The organism is Streptomyces lunalinharesii (assembly GCF_039532155.1).
Lineage (GTDB): Bacteria > Actinomycetota > Actinomycetes > Streptomycetales > Streptomycetaceae > Streptomyces > Streptomyces lunalinharesii.
On record NZ_BAAARK010000009.1, the window covers coordinates 31542 to 47220 of the forward strand.

General features: G+C 72.1%; 9 protein-coding genes. All 9 read right to left on the reverse strand.

Annotated features, from left to right (window positions below; genetic code table 11):
* Positions 1 to 165: 165 nt before the first annotated feature.
* The gene (locus ABD385_RS16265) at positions 166 to 1293 is read right to left on the reverse strand and encodes an HAD family hydrolase (protein ID WP_344576224.1); all 1128 of its coding nucleotides are present in this window, start codon (positions 1291 to 1293) and stop codon (positions 166 to 168) included.
* Positions 1294 to 1460: 167 nt separating this feature from the next.
* Positions 1461 to 1895: a PPOX class F420-dependent oxidoreductase gene (locus ABD385_RS16270; protein ID WP_344576227.1), complete on the reverse strand. Its 435-nt coding sequence runs from the start codon at positions 1893 to 1895 to the stop codon at positions 1461 to 1463.
* Between the two features lie 67 nt (positions 1896 to 1962).
* Positions 1963 to 3630, reverse strand: coding sequence for a membrane-associated oxidoreductase (locus ABD385_RS16275; protein ID WP_344576230.1), 1668 nt, complete (start codon positions 3628 to 3630; stop codon positions 1963 to 1965).
* A 90-nt stretch (positions 3631 to 3720) separates the two neighbouring features.
* Positions 3721 to 4380, reverse strand: coding sequence for a formyltransferase family protein (locus tag ABD385_RS16280; protein WP_344576233.1), 660 nt, complete (start codon positions 4378 to 4380; stop codon positions 3721 to 3723).
* A gap of 162 nt (positions 4381 to 4542) precedes the next feature.
* Positions 4543 to 4740, reverse strand: coding sequence for an MbtH family NRPS accessory protein (locus ABD385_RS16285; protein WP_344576236.1), 198 nt, complete (start codon positions 4738 to 4740; stop codon positions 4543 to 4545).
* Entirely contained in the window at positions 4740 to 5978 is a 1239-nt protein-coding gene (locus tag ABD385_RS16290) for a cytochrome P450 (RefSeq protein ID WP_344576238.1), read from the reverse strand. Before ABD385_RS16290 ends, ABD385_RS16285 begins: the two co-directional genes overlap by 1 nt.
* Positions 5975 to 7759 carry a beta-ketoacyl synthase N-terminal-like domain-containing protein gene (locus tag ABD385_RS16295; protein ID WP_344576239.1) on the reverse strand — a complete coding sequence of 595 codons (1785 nt, stop codon included), beginning with the start codon at positions 7757 to 7759 and terminating at the stop codon, positions 5975 to 5977. Before ABD385_RS16295 ends, ABD385_RS16290 begins: the two co-directional genes overlap by 4 nt.
* Positions 7760 to 7793: 34 nt before the next feature.
* Positions 7794 to 9614 (reverse strand): non-ribosomal peptide synthetase, encoded by a 1821-nt coding sequence (locus tag ABD385_RS16300; protein WP_344576241.1) that lies wholly within the window; start codon positions 9612 to 9614, stop codon positions 7794 to 7796.
* On the reverse strand, positions 9611 to 15580 hold the full coding sequence (locus ABD385_RS16305; RefSeq protein ID WP_425585415.1) for an acyltransferase domain-containing protein: 5970 nt from the start codon (positions 15578 to 15580) through the stop codon (positions 9611 to 9613). The genes ABD385_RS16300 and ABD385_RS16305 overlap by 4 nt, the downstream gene beginning before the upstream one ends.
* Between the last annotated feature and the right edge of the window lie 99 nt (positions 15581 to 15679).

Below are 15679 nucleotides of genomic sequence, written 5' to 3' on the forward strand. Positions count from 1 at the left end.
GCGGCCTCCAGCATAGGGGGCCGTCGTCCGCCGGTCGGCGCGCCCTCCGGGCCGTCGATGGCTGCGCGGCGGACGACTCCGGGACGAACCGGAGCAAGCCGCGCCCACCCCGGCGCGCCGGCGGAAGCCGCGGTTCCGCCGGCGCGCGACGAAGCCGGGCCGTCCTCAGGCGATCTGCTCGGGCGTCACCGTCAGCCAGTGCTTGTCCGCGGTGACCTGCTGTCCCAGTTCCTTCTGGCGCCGGGCGTTGGCGCTCTTCATCGCGTCGAGTTCCTTCATCGAACTCTCCTTGCGGTTCACCCACACCCGCACGCCACCGTGCGCCACGTCCGTGGAGTGGAAGAGCATCGGGCCGTCGCTCTTGGGGGTGTCGCCCGCCGCGAGGATCGGTTTGCGCCACTCGTCGATGTAGGTGTTGATCGCCGCCGGCTTGCCCTCGTACCAGGTCAACGGGGCCCACAGGGTCGGTGTCAACTCCCGGTCGGCGAGCTTCTCCGGGTCGAAGCGACCGGCCGCGATCTCCTTGCGGGCACTGGTGACGGAGCCCGTCGTGCGGTCCTTCAGGAGCATGGAGACGCCGATGACGTTCGCCGGCTTCACGTCGTACCCGTACCGGGGGTCGCTCAGGACCATCCGCACCAAGTCCTCGGACGCCGCACTCACCACGTACACCTCGACCCCGTGCCTGCGCAGGGCGTGGTAGAGCTCCTGCATGCCCCGGGAGAAGCGGGGGGCCTGCACCTCCGTCTTGGTGAGCTTGCCGTCCACGTAGTACTCGGCGGGGATCGGCTTGCGGTACGCCAACAGCTCGTCCACGTACCCCTTGAGCTGCTTCAGGGTGAAGCCCGAGAAGATCTGGGCCGCCCAGGGGTAGCAGACCTGGTCGTCGACCTCGCACAAGCGGTTGTAGTAGCTGTACAGGCTCTCCTTGTGCGTCGCCGTGTCCTTGAAGGGGATGACCTTCAAGGAAGGCGCCATGGAGGTGCGGGTCAGGACGCCCTTCCGCTCCAAGAAGGGCAGCAGCGCCTCTTCCAAGTCGTTGCGGTACGTGGTGTTGTCCGCGTCGAAGACCGCGTAGGCGCCCTTGTGCTCGTTCGCGGTGATGACCTCGCCGAGCTTCTCGGCCACCGGCGCGGGCCAGTGCTTCAGTTCCGCCGACGCCACCCGGGACGACGACCCGACGGCCTCGGCCTCGTTGCCGCCCGGCCACAGGGCGCTGCCCGCGAAGACCGCGGCGGCCAGTGCCCCCGCGGTGCCGAGGACCGCCAGCTTGCCCCTTGCTCGTACTGCCATGGTTTCCGTTCCTCCGAGTACTGCCCGCCGCCCCGACCGGAGCGGCGGGCAATCGTACGGGGCCGCACGGGAGTTGCCCATGAGCGAGGTCACCGCGGGCGGCACGTGTGACCAGGCGGAACGGGGGTAGAGGAGCCGGGTCCGGCCCCCGGTGCTTCGGAGCGGACTCAGGCCCCGGGCGCCCCCTTGGGCAGGGGCTCCACCCCCACCACCCGGCTCACCCGCAGCGGCTCGATCAGGACGACGACGCGTTCCTCACCGGGGATTCCCCACTCGTAGCGGTCGGTGCCGCGGTAGACCCGGGCCAGCGCGTCCATGGTGCGGTCCGCCTCCGGGCCGCCGACGAACCGGACGGCGCGCCCACGGATCTGCACCCGGTCGTAGGGGTCGTCCGGGTCCGCGTGGGACAGGCACACGCGCGGATCACGGCGCAGGTTGCGCTCCTTGACCCGGCCGACGGAGGTGTTGAACAGCACCAGGTCCCCGTCCAGGCCGACCCACATGGGGCTCACGTGCGGCGACCCGTCCCGGTTGACCGTTGCGACGTACCAGATGTGCGGCGCTTCGATCCGCGCGCGGATGACTTGCGGTAGTTCGACCATGCCCAAGGGCTGCCCACGGACGGCGGCCCGGACACGCGGCCGAACGGGGGCCGGTCGGGCAGGTCCGTCACGGGCGGCTGACAGTCCGGGTGATGCCGGTGACGACGGTGGTGGCCAGGACCCACCCCAGGGCGCCCAACAGGTACGACAGCCACTGGTACCAGCCCTGCGGTTGGAACGCCTTCGCCTGGCCGAAGCCAACCACCGGCAGCAACAGGTCGAGCGCGTAGACGAACGGATTGAAGTCGGGTCCCTCCCCTGGCTTCGAGGGCCTCGGCGGGTGCAGGCCGAACGCGGTGACACCGGTCAGCAGCAGGGCGCACAACCACCCCGTGGCGCGCAGGGGCCGAAAGCCGTAGCCGACGGTGGCGTCCTGCACGTACCCCCAGAGCCGGGCGTACCGGGGCCGGGTGGACCGGTGGTGGCGCTGCTTGGCCAGGCGGACGGTGCGGGCGGCCGCCTCGTCACCCAGGCGCAGGTAGGCGGCGGCGAGCTGTTCGTAGGAGTGCGGCACGTATCCGTCGCCGTCACGTCGGAGGGGAGCCAGCCGGCGGGCGGGGGAGAGGCGGGGGAAGAGCGCCTGGTAGGTGAGCCCGTCCAGCCACACCTGGGCCGGCCAGGTCTCGGGGGCGGCATGGATCGTGGCGAACACCGCGCCCCGCAACGAGAGATGGCCCTCGACCAACTCGGTTCCGTCCAGCCAGAGTTGTGCGGCCGAACAGCCACTGGCCAGGAGGGCCGCGCCGCCGGCGTGCGACAGGCGGGCGTCGGTGAGCACCAACGCGCCCGTGACGGTGGCGCCCCTGAGGTTGACCTGCCCCTCGGTGCGCAGGTCGGCCGCGGCCACCTCCGCGCCGACGGCGGCCCCACCGAGCCGCACGGCCGCCCGCCCCCGGTTGGCGACCCGGGCGCCTTCCAGGCTGAGCCGCCCGCCGATCCGGGACCGGGTGAAACGCACCTCGCCCTCGGCGCGCAGCCCGTTGCAGAGCACGTCGAGGGTGACGGTCAGCACGGCCGCCGCCAGGGCCGCGCCGCCCGGACGGCTCAGGTGGGACCCCTCCAGGTTGAGGGTGCCGCCCACCCGCAGGCCGGTCAGCAGCAGCGTGCCGTGTGCGTCGAGGTCCGTGCCGATGACCCCACCGCCCACGCTGGTGTTGGCGGCGCTCAGCGCCATCCCGTCACCGCCGGACAGCCGCGCCCCCTTGACCACCAAGGCGTCGCCGATGCGGGCGCCGTCCAGGCACACGGGTGCCGTCGCCGTCGTCCGATCGAGGTGGAGGCTGCGGGTGACCTCGGCGCCGCCGAGCCGGGTGGCGCCGGTGAGGTGGCAGGCGGTCAACCGCAGCGCCCCGTTCACACGGACGTCCGCGGCCTCCAGGCCGGGCAGGTGGGACCGGCTCAGGACCACATGACGCAGATCGGCGCCGAACAGGTCGGGCACGCAAGCGAAATGACAACCGATCAGCCGTATCGGGACGTCGACGGTGCCGTGCGCCAGGTCCAACCGTCCTACGACGCGTGCCCCCACCACCCAGAGGCCGGCGATGGCCCCGTCGGCCGAAGCCCCGCTCAGCAGGAGCGCGCGCAGCACCTCGCCGCGAACCGTGCGGTCCGTACCCCAGGCGTTCCCGAACGGCGTCACCTCGTTCTCGTGCGCGCGGAAGTCGACCGCGGTGCCGTGCGGGAAGGCCCGCCACACCCGCCCCTCGGCGGCCGTCAGATCGCTGATCTCCATCCGCGCACCTTCTCCACACCCCCGCTCCGACGTCAACACGGTTACGACGCAGGGCAGTCGGCGCGGGGCGTCGCCGGTTCGGGTGCCTCGTCACCGCGCGTGCAGCGCCCACTTGCTGCCGTCGACCGGTGCCGTGCCGGGCAGGGCGATGAGTTCGGGTTTGAACAGCGGTTGGGTGTCCATCGCGGGTTCCCAGGTCGCCAGCTTCTCGTCCTGCGGGACCTCGACGTGCCGGCCCTCGGCGAGGTCGGTCACCACCTGGAGCAGCAACCGCACGCCGAGCGGGGCCAGGTGCTCGCGCCACAGGCTCTGGGCGGTCGAGCCGGGGGGCACGAACAGGTGCTCCTGCGCGGCGATCGGGCCGCCGTCGGTGCGTTCGGTGAGGTGGTAGACGCTGCCGCCGGTGACCTTGTCCCCGTCGCGGATCGTCCAGCGGATCGCGTCCCGGCCGCGGTGCAGCGGCAGCAGACTGGGGTGGTAGCCGAGGGTCGCGACGGCGGCCCGGGACCGTGTCTGGCGGCCGATGAAGGCGTGGGAGTGCGCGGCGACGATGACGTCCACCCCGTCCGGGACGTGCATCGCCCGCAGTTCGGCCGAATCGGTCCACGGGATGCTCCGGGGGTACGCCCACGAGCGCAGGCGGTCCCAGGACAGGGCGTTGCCCTCGTCGGAGTGCCCCTTGCGCAGCCGGGGGGCGGCCACGCCCGTGATCTTGTGCCCTTCGTCCCACAGGGCCTCCGCGACCTGCACCGCGAATGCTCCTTGCCCTGACATGTAGATGTTCACTCGCGCTCCAGGCGGTCGCCGGTCGGGTATCTGTTCAGTGCGCGTACACCGCTGTCGTTGCTGCGGAGCAGCACCGCGCTCGCACCGGGAGGGCGAGCGCGGTGCCGGCGCCCCGTTCCACGGTGGTCAGGCCGTCGGCGTGCCCGCCGTCGCCGGGACGTTCTGCTCGACGAAGTCGAGGGCGCCGTCGCGGTGCGGGCCGGAGTAGACGATCCGCCAGCCCTTCGGCACCGGCAGGTGCGGGCGCCACAGGGCGTGCCGTCCGTCGGCGTCCGTCACGACCAGCCAGTCGCCCTCGCCGTCGTCGAAGGGGTTGCCGCTCATCAGTCGACCTCTTTCATTCCGGAGTGGTCGGGTCGGAACCGCACCGGCAGGGACGAGAACCCGGTCAGGAAGTTGGACCGGATGGGCAGCGCCGCACCGGTCCGCTCGAAGCCGGTCGTGAAGTCCCGTAACGCCATGAGCAGTTCGGCGATCTCCACCTTGGCCAGGTACGACCCGATGCAGAAGTGCGGACCGTAGCCGAAGGCCAGGTGCTTGTTGGGGGTGCGGCCGAGGTCGAACGTCCCGGGCCGGTCGAAGATCCGCTCGTCCCGGTTGCCGGAGGCGTGCCAGAGCGTGACGATCTCGCCCGGGCGCAGTTGCACGCCGTGCAGTTCGGTCTCGCCGACCACGCTGCGTCCGAAGTGCATGGTGGGCGACGCCCAGCGCAACACCTCGTCCACCGCGGTGTCGATCGCGACCTCACCGTGCTTGAGTCGCCGCCACTGCTCGGGCTGGGCCGCCAGCGTGTGGACGCCGTCGATCATCGTCAGCCGGCTGGTCTCGTCGCCGCCGATGATCAGGCTGTAGCAGTTGAGCACGATGTCCTCGTCGGACAGCGGCACACCGTCGATGGAGCTGGCGACCAGCATGCTGATCACGTCGTCGCCGGGCGACTCCCGCCGCTCCTCGACCATGTCCATGAAGTACATCAGGATCTCGTTGCGGGCCATCTCGGAGTCGACCTCGTCGACGTCCTCGGCGTCGCTCGACAGTGCGGCCTTGGTCTGGGCGAGCAGGTGGTCCCGGTCCTGCTCGGGCACGCCGAGCAGGTTCGAGATCGTGGTCATCGGGATCCGGCTGGCGATCTGCTCGGCGAAGTCGCAGCCGCCGGCCTCGACCGCCTCCCGGATCAGCTGCCGGGTGTTGACCCGCACCGCGGCGGCGACCTCGCTGAGCACCCTCGGCGAGAGCACCCGCTGGAGGATCTTCCGCAACTCGTGGTGCCGGTGCCCGTCGGTGACGGCCAGCATCCGACCGGCACCGGCGTCCCCGCCGCCCAGCAGCGTGACGAGCACGTTGCCGCGCTCGGACGTGAAGTGCACGTCGTCCCGGTAGGCGGCCATGATGTCGTTGTAGCGGGAGAGCACCCAGAAGCCGCGGCGGCCGTCGACCGGCGGGTTCCAATACACCGGGTAGGTGTCGCGCAGGGTGCGCCAGAACGCGTCGAGGTCGTGGTCCGCGAACGTGGCGGGGTCGCCCAGGTCCACGACGTCCAGTGCTGGTGTGGTCACGGTCACCAGTCCGTACGCCAGAAGCGACGCGGCCGGAACGGGTAGGTGGGCAGCGAGACCCGGTGACTGGCCTCCCCCTGGTGCAGGGAGTCGAAGTCCACCCGCTGACCGTTCACCCAGGCGGCACCGAGATCGAACAGTGCCGGTCCGTCCTGCCCGGACGGCACGATCCCCTCGTCGTTGCGCGGCAGGGACGCCACGTCCACCTGCGGCGCGGCGCCGGTCGCGACGGTTCGGCCGCGGGGGGCGTCGGCGGACAGCGCCTCGATCAGCTCCGCACGGCTGCGGACCACGGCCGCCCAGCGGCGGCCCAGCACCTTGCGGCCCACGTTGAGGCTGAAGCACACGTCGTCCAGGCGGAGTTCGGGACGGGCCTCCAGCCAGTCCCTCAGCCGCGCCCGCTGCCGGGCCAGTGCCTCGTCGTCCAGGGCGGACAGGGTGGCCAGGCGCGGCCGGTCGACGGCCTCGGGGGCGCGCTCGGCGAGCGTCGGCGGCTCCTCCAGCACCAGGTGCGCGTTGTAGCCACCGCCGCCGATCGCGGTGATGCCCGCCCGGCGGATGCCGGCCGCCGGCTCCCAGTCCGCCAGTTCCCGTTGCGGTACGAACGGGGTACTGGGGAAGTCGATGTCCTCGTTGGGTTCCGTCAGGTTGATCGTCGGCACCAGCTTCTTGTGGTAAAGGCCCATCGCGGCCTTCAGGGCACCGAAGCCGCCCGCCACCACGCCGCCGTGGCCGACGTTGCCCTTGACCCCGCCGATCGAGCAGGTGCCGGTCTGCTTGCCGAACGCCATGTTCGCCGCGTGCACTTCGAGCTCGTCGGTCATCGGCAGGCCGAGGCCGTTGGCCTCGTACAGGGAGACGGTGTCGGGACCGACCCCACCGACCTGCATGGCGTTGGCGATGCAGGCACTCAGCCGCTCGGGCTGCGCGAGACCGTAGGCCACCGCGCTCACGCCGTTGTTGTTGATGGCCGAACCCTTGACCACGGCGTAGACGTGGTCGCGGGCGGCGACGGCCTCGGCCAGCGGCTTGAGCAGCAGCGTGACGACACCGCTGGACAGCGCGGAACCGGTGCCGTTGGCGTCGAACGGGCGGCAGTGGCCGTCCTTGGACAGGATGCGGCCCTCCTCCCACAGGTGACCGCGCGGGTGCGGCAGGCGGACCATCGCGCCACCGGCGATCGCCATGTCGGTCTGGCCGAGCAGCAGTGACTGGCAGGCCAGGTGCACCGCGTAGTGGAATCCGGCGCAGGCGGTGGTGACGGTGACGGCCTCGCCGGTCAGGCCCATGTAGTACAGCGCGTTGGACGTCATGGTGTCGGGCGACCACGCCAGGCCGTGCTCGATCGCCTCGGGGCCGACCGACACCCGGTCCGGCGGAGAACTGTAGAGCGCGGCGGTCTGCGGGTTGTTGGCGCCGTAGATGCCCACCTCGCCGGTGACCCGGTCCGGGTCGTAGCCGCCGTCCTCCAGCGCCTCCCAGGCGCTCTCCACGAACAGCCGGTTCTCCGGGGTCATCGCGGCCGCCATCCGGTCGCTGATCCCGAACACCGACGGGTCGAACGCGTCGTACCCGTCGAGGACGCCGCAGGCCCGCACGTAGGACGGGTTGTTGATCAGGGTTTCGTCGACCCTGATCTCGTCCTTGGACAGGAACGTCACGGACTCCCTGCCGTGCACGAGGTTGTCCCAGAACTGTTCCTTGGTGCCGGCGCCGGGCGCCTTGGCCGAGATGCCGATGACGGCCACGTCGCCCGGGTCGTAGTCCTGCTCTGGACTGTCGGACATGAAAGGCTCCTGCTCAAGTCGGTGGGTGTGGGGCTCAGTTGCCGGTGGAGGCGGCGCGGCCGCGCAGCGCGGCGCGGCGGACGGACGCCCGGCGGCGGGCCGACTGGACCGCCTCGGGGGTGGCGCCGCTCTCGTCGTCCAGCCAGCGGCCGAGGGAGTGGATGTCACGGAAGCGGAAGAGGTCGGGCACGCGCACCCGACGGTCGAAGCGCCGGGTCATCAGCCGGGCCAACCGGACCAGCAGCAGCGAGTCGCCGCCGAGGTCGTAGAAGGCGGCCCGGACGTCGATGTTCGCCGGTTCGAGGTCGAGCAGTTGGCCCCAGATCTCCGACAGCGCCACCTCGGTCGGCGTGCCGGCGGCCGTCACGGGCGCCCCGGCGTCGACGGCCGGCGGCTCCGGCAGCGCGGCGCGGTCCAGCTTCCCGCCCGGCGTCAGCGGCAGCGCGGCCAGGAACACGAGCGTGTCGGGCACCATGTACTCGGGCAGCTCGACGGCGAGCTTGCCGGTGACGGTGCTCTGGAGCGCGGCGTCCAGCCAGACGCCCTCGCGGGGGTCGGTCTCCGGCACGACGTAGCCGACGAGCCGGCGGCCCCGTACGACGGCGGCGGCTTCCCGGACCTCGGGGCGGGCTGTCAGCCGGGCCTCGACCTCCTCCAGCTCGATGCGGTGGCCGCGCACCTTGACCTGGTTGTCGGTGCGGCCGACGAACGCCAGCTCGCCGTCGTCGGTGAACGTGACGACGTCGCCGGTGCGGTACATGCGCTCGCCGTCCAGGAACGGGTCCGGCACGAACCGTTCGGCGGTGGTCCGCGGCCGGTTGACGTAGCCGTGCGCGAGGCCCGCGCCGCCGAGGTACAGCTCGCCGGGCACGCCGGCCGGCAGCGGCGCGAGGTCCTCGTCGAGCACGTAGACCCGGGCACTGGTCGACGGCGAGCCGATCGTGGGCTCGCCGGTCCCGTCCTTCGGCACCGGACCGAACGTGCAGAAGACGGTCCCTTCGGTGGGGCCGTAGGCGTTGAAGACCCGGTCGGCGCCGGTCTCCTGGTACACCCGGTCCACCAGCTTGCGCCGCAGGGGCTCGCCGCCGAACACGACGGTGCGCAGGTTCGGCGGCAGGCCGCCCGCGTCGAGCAGGGAGTTCATCACCGACGGGATGGCGTGCAGGTGGGTGATCTTGTCGACGTGCGGGCTCTCGGGCAGGTGGACGGCGCTCTCCACGAGCACCACCGCGCCGCCCCGGCACAGCGCGGGGAAGATCTCCATCACGGACATGTCGAAGCAGATCGAGCTGGCCGCGGAGACGCCGCTCAGGTCGCACTCGGCGAGCGTCCGGTCCATTTCGGACAGCATGGCGACGCAGCCGCCGTGCGGGACGGCCACGCCCTTGGGCCGGCCGGTGGAGCCCGAGGTGTAGATCACGTACGCGGTGTCGGCGGGCACGACCGGCACCGGCTCCTCGCCGGGCTCGGTCGTCACCGTGCCGGCCAGCACGACCACGGTCGGGCCGGTCGGGCAGTTGGCGCGGGACGCCGGAGTGGTCAGCAGCAGGCGGGTGCCGCTGTCCCGGACCATGAAGGTCAACCGCTCGGTCGGGTACCTCGGGTCCAGCGGCACGTAGCAGGCACCGGCGCGCAGGACGGCCAGGATGCCGACCAGCAGGTCGGGCGTGCGCTCGACGCAGATGCCGACCGGGACGCCGGGGCCGGCGCCCTCGGCGACGAGCCGTTCGGCCAGGGTGCGGGCCCGCTCGGCCAGGTCGCGGTAGGTCAGGACGCCGGCGTCGGAGTAGACCGCCGTGGCGTCGGGGTTCTTGTCGGCTTGTGCGACGAACTCGGTGTACAGGGTTTGGGTCACTGGTCCGTCTCCTCGGAACGGCCGCCCGGCGCGATGTCGTCGAGTGCCAGGTCGGGGTGGGCGATCGAGTCGAAGAGCACCGTGCGGTAGAGCGCGAGCAGCTCCGTCACGGTCTGCTCCTCCAGGTAGCTCGGTTTGTACTGGACGTGGCCGACCACTTCGCCGGAGACCTCGGCCATGGAGATCTCCAGGTCGAACTTGGCGAGGTGCCGGCGGACGGGCAGCGGTTCGAGCGGCAGCGCGCCGTCGGGGGCGAGGGTGTCGCCGATGCCGTGGAAGAGCCGGACGGAGCGCGGGAAGGCGTCCGAGGACAGCCAGTTCAGCACCACGTCGAACCACGGGGAGCGGCCCTCGGCGCGCGGCGGCTTCAGGGTGGAAGCCAACAGGTCGAGGGGGTAGTTCATGTGCTCCAGCAGCCCGAGCGAGAACGCGTGCACCTCCCGCAGCAGCGCCCGGAAACTGCTCCCTCCGGTCGGCTTCGCCCGCACCAGCACCGTGTTGAGGTAGTAGCCGATGGCGGACTCCCAGCCCGGCTCGGCGCGTTGGGCGATGGCGGTGGCCAGCACGGAGTCCTCGACACCGGCCGCGCGGTGGAGCGTGGCGAAGAAGCCGGCCAGCGCGACGGTGCTGAGCGACACGCCCTCGCGCACCGCGAACTCGCGGAGCCGGCGGCTCTCCTCGGCGCTCCAGCGGAACGCGAGGTCGCGGCCCTCGTAGGTGACGCCGGGCGGGCGCTCCTTCGTGGTCAGGTCGAGGTGGGCGGGCGGGTCGGCCAGCTGCTCCGACCACCAGTCCAGTGCCGCGGCGGCGGCCGGACCGGCCAGCCACTGCCGCTCCCACGCGACGAACTCCGTGTAGGGGGCGACCGGTTCGCCGGCGGCGGGGTCCGCACCCTCGTAGAACTCCTGGAGTTCGCGGATCATCACGTCGGCCGACGCAGCGTCCGAGGCGATGTGGTGCACGAGCACCAGCAGGTAGTGGTCCGCCGGCCCGCGCGTCATCAGCACCACGCGCACCAGCGGCCCGTTGTCCACGTCCAGCGGTACGTGTCCCTGGGCGGCGAGTTCCTCGCGGGCCTCTTCGTCGTCCAGGTGCGTGCTGTCCACGAGGAGGAACTCGTACACCGGCTCGTCGAGGATGACCTGGTACGGGCTGCCGCCCGCCTCGACGAAGACCGTGCGCAGCGCGGGGTGCCGCTCCATCACGGCCCGCAGGGCGCGTTCCAGCCGCCGTTCGTCGACCGCGGTGCGGACCCGGGCGGCCACCATGAAGTTGTAGGGCACGGCGTCCGGTGCGATCTGCTGCATGAACCACAACGAGCCCTGGCCGTGCGACGCCGGCGCCAGTTCGAGGCCGAGCCCGTCGGCGCGCAGCTGGTCGAGGGCGGGCGCGTCGGTGGGGTCCAGCAACCCGCGCGCGGCCAGTTCGTCGAGGAGTTCCTCGGCGTCCACCTCGGACAGCTCGTCGAGGACGGGCCGGACCGGCCGGGCCGCGGGCGCGGGGGGCCGCGCGGGCACCGCCGCCGACGGGGCGTTGGGCGTCCGTGCCGGGGCGGCCTGTGCGGGCGGTGCGGACGGCGCTCCGATGACCTGCCCGAGGTGGTCGAGGAGTTCGGGGACGCTGCGGCCGTCGAGGAACACCACCGGCGACACCCGCTGCCCGAACAGCGACTGCAACCGGTTGACCAGGCGGATCGCCAGCATCGAGTCGAGGCCGAAGTCCCGCAGGCTCGCGCCCTCGTGGAACTTCTCCGCCGGCACGCCCAGCACGTCGGCGATCTCACCGAGGACGACCTCGCCCACCGGCCTGTTCGCCGCGGCCGGCACCACCGGCTCGGCCACGGCGACGGGCTGGGCCGCGGGTTGGAGTACGGGCTGCGGCACGGGCTGGGCCGCGCCCGCGGCGACCGGTGTCGGCGCGGCGTCCAGCCAGTAGCGGTCCTTCTGCCACTGCACGAGCGGGGTCCCGACGACCTCGACGTCGTCGGCGAACAACGCGTCGAAGGTCAACGGGACGCCCCTGACGTACAGCGACGCGGCGGCTCCCAGCAGACAGCGGACGTCGCTCTCGTCGCGCCGCAGGGAGTTGATCGCGTGCACCCGGGCCCCGCGGGTCACCGCGATCTCCTCGACCGCGCCGCGCAACGTCTCGTGCGGGCCGATCTCGATGAAGGTGCCCACGCCGTCGTCGACCAGCGCGCCGATCGTCTCGGCGAACCGGACCTGGTTGCGCAGGTTGTGCACCCAGTAGTCGACGTCGGCGACCGGGTTCACGGTGTCGGCCAGCGCCGTGGAGTGGAAGTCGAGGGTGCCGGTCAACGGCGTTATGTCGGCGAGGAGTTCGCGCAGCGGCGCGATCAGCGGATCCATGCCGGGGCTGTGCACCGGCCGTTCGACCCGGATGTTCCTGGTCGAGACGCCGTCTTGCCGGAGGTCGGCCTCCAGGGCGCGGACGGCCTCGGGCGAACCGGAGACCGCGGCACTGGTGGGGCTGTTGACCACGGCGACGGCCGCGTGCTCGGCGTACGGGGCGAGCCTGGGCAACAGTTCCTGCTCCGGCAGGTCCACCGAGATCATGGCCCCGGGCGCCGCCTTGCGTTCGAGCAGGTGCGAGCGGGCGACCACGACGCGGGCGGCGTCGTCCAGCGACAGGAGGCCGGCGACGCACGCGGCCGCGACCTCACCCAGGCTGTGTCCGACGACGGCGGTCGGTCGGATGCCGAGTTCCAGCCAGACCTGCGCCAACGCGACCTGGAGGGCGAACAGGACGGGCTGCTGGAAGTCCATCTCCTCGAACCTCGCCCGGTCGGCCGGGGCGTCGAGCTGGTCGAGGACCGAGCAGCCGCCGGCCGCGCGCACCGCGGCGTCACAACGTTGCATCCACCGGCGGAAGCCGGCGTGCGTGCGCATCAGTTCCCGGCCCATGCCGACCCATTGGGTGCCGCCGCCGGAGAAGACCAGCGCCACCCGCCGGTCGCCGTTGCCGAGGACCGTGCCCGTGACGACGTCGGGGTGGGGCTGGCCGGCGGCGACCCGGGCGAGCCCGTCCAGGACGTCCTGGCGGTTGCGGGCGAACAGCGCGATCCGGTGGTTCTGGTGGCTGCGCCGGGTCGCCAGGGTGTAGGCGAGGTCGGAGACCCGCAGGCCGGCGTCGCGTTCCACGTGGTTGGACAGTTCGCGGCAGGTGTCCGCCAGCGCACCCGCCGAGTGCGCCGCTACGGGCACGAGGTGCACCTGCTCGTCGGCCGCGAGGCCGCTCGGGCCCGGCGTGACGTGGCGTCCCCGGTCCCCGGCGAGGAACGGGCTCGGCGCGACCCGGTGGCCGGCGGCGTACAGGGCGCCGAGCGAGCCGAGCAGGGTCGCGGCCTCGTCGTTGCCGCGCCGCAGCGAGGGCAGGGTGGTGGCCGGGAGCAGCTCCGCCACGGACTTGAGCAGGACGGGATGCGGACTGATCTCGACCACTGCGTCGACGTCGTGGTCGCGCAGCGTCGTCAGGGCCTGGACCACCTGGATTTCCCAGCGCAGGTTGTTCGCCCAGTAGTCCGGGCCGAGTTCCGCCCCGTCGACGAGTTCGCCGGTGACCGTCGAGATCATCGGGAGGCGGGTGGTCCGGGGCCGGAGGTCGGCCAGTTCCGTCTTCAGCGGGGCGAGGAGGTGGTCGACCAGCGGCGAGTGCGGTGCGTGGCCCATCCGCACGCGGTGGGTCGTGACGCCCTCTTCGGTCAGCCGCTGGATGAGTCCGTCGATCTCCTGGGGCGTGCCGGTGACCAGCGTGGAGTTCGGACCGTTGTGGCCGGACACGGTGAGTTGGCCGGTCAGGTACTGCTTGACGACGTCCGCACCGGTCGTGACGACGATGCCCTCGCCGCGTCCGACGGCCAACTGCTGGAGCAGCCGACCGTGACTGGCGGCCAGGCGGGAGGCGTCCTCGAAGTCGAGTGCTCCGGCGACGTGGGCGGCGGCGAACTCCCCGACGCTCTGCCCCACCACGACGGCCGGCTCCACCCCCAGCGACTTCCAGGCATCGGCCAGCGCGACCTGGAGCGAGAACAGCAGCGGTTGGAAGACGTCCATGTCGTCCAGGCGGCCATCCGGAGCCAGCAGCTGGTCGACGAGCGAGAAGCCCAACAGCTCCCGCATCCGCTTGTCGCAGCGCATCATGGACCGCCGGAACACGGGCATCCCGGCGAGCAGTTGCCGGCCCATCCCCACCCACTGCGAACCGTTGCCGGAGAACAGGAACGCGACCCGCGGCGGGCGGGCGCTCTGCTCCCCGACGCTCAGCCCGGCCGCCGTGGCGCCGGCGGCGAAGGCGTCCAGCTGCGTCCGCAGCTCGCTCATGTCGCGGGCGGCGGCCGCGAGCCGGAACCTGCCGTCGCCGGGTGGCCGCCGGCAGAGTGCCCGCAGGTCGCCCTCGTCGCGCAGGCTCCGGGCCCGCTCGGCCAGGGCCTCGGGGGAGTCCTCGGCCAGCAGGAGGAGCGAGCCCTCGGGGCGCGGCAGTTCCTCGACGGCGACGTGACAGATCGCGCCGCCGAAGCCGAACGAGCTGACGCCCCCGCGGCGCGCGTCGGACCGACGCGGCCACGTTGTCAGCCGGTCCTGCACCGCGAGCTGGTACTCGTCGAACAGGATCTGCGGGTTGGGGTTGGTGTAGTGCAGGCTCGGCGGCAGCACGCCGTTGCGGATCGACAGCGCGAGTTTGACCAGGCCGACGATGCCGGCCGCCGCTTCCAGGTGCCCGACGTTGGACTTGACGGAACCCAGTCGCAGCGGTGCCTGGCGGTCGCCGCCCAGGACCGCGCCGATGGCATTGGCCTCGATCGGGTCGCCGAGGGGCGTCGCGGAGCCGTGGCACTCGATGTAGTCCACCTGGGACGGCGTGATGCCGGCCCGTCGGTACGCGGTGCGGAGCATCAGCTCCTGTGCCTGGGGGTTGGGCGCGGTCATGCCGTTGCTCAGGCCGTCGTTGTTGGACGAACTGCCCTTGATCACGCAGTACACCGGCAGTTCGCGGGCGAGCGCCACGCTCAGCGGGGCGAGCACGACGACGCCGGCGCCCTCCCCGCGGACATAGCCGTTGGCCCGGGCGTCGAACGACTTGCAGCGGCCGTCCGGGGCGAGCGCGCCCATCTGGTCCATGGCCGTGTAGTAGTCGGAGACGAAGCTCAGGTTCACGCCGCCGGCCAGCACCAGTTCGCTCTCGCCCATCCAGAGCGACTGGCACCCCACGTGCACCGAGACCAGCGATCCGGCACAGGCGGCGTCGATGGCCATGCTCGGGCCTTGCAGGCCGAGGATGTAGGAGACGCGGTTGGCGATGATGCCGTCGTGCATGCCGGTCGCGGTGTGCGGGGTGATCTGGCTGTCGGGACCGCGGTAGTGCGCCAACGCGGCGTAGTCGCCCCAGCAGGAGGCCATGAACACGCCGGTGTCGCTGCCGACGAGGCTGAGGGGCGGGACGCCCGCGTCCTCCAGCGCCTCCCAGGCCAACTCCAACACCAGGCGCTGCTGCGGGTCCATCTGGACGGCTTCGCGGGGCGAGATGCCGAAGAACAGCGGGTCGAACCGGTCGACGTCGTCGATGAACCCGCCCCACCGCACCGTGTCGCGCAGCAGCTCGCGCCGCGCGGCCGGCACCGGGCCGACGGCGTCGCGCCCCTCGGCCAGCAACTGCCAGAACGCGGACGGGTCCGGCCCGCCCGGGAACCGGCAGCCGATCCCCACGATGGCGATCGGTTCGTGCGACGGCCCACGTCGATCGTTGCCGGGGGAGGGGGTCTCCGCGGCGCGCGGACCCTCGACGAGGGCACGGGACAGTTCGTCGATCGTCGGGTACTGCCACATCCACGTGACCGGAACTTTCCAGCCAAGGAATTCGGACATCGAGGCGGCGAGCGTCGCCGCTTTCACCGATTCCAGGCCGTACTTGTGCAGCGGAGCCCAACGATCCACCGCGTCCTTGGACACGTCCAGCAGTTCAACGACACGAGAAAGCAGAAAATCTGTTACGGCGCGCACAGTGCGCGCTCCGCGCTCATGGGGCATTTCGCCTCCTCGGCAGGGCGG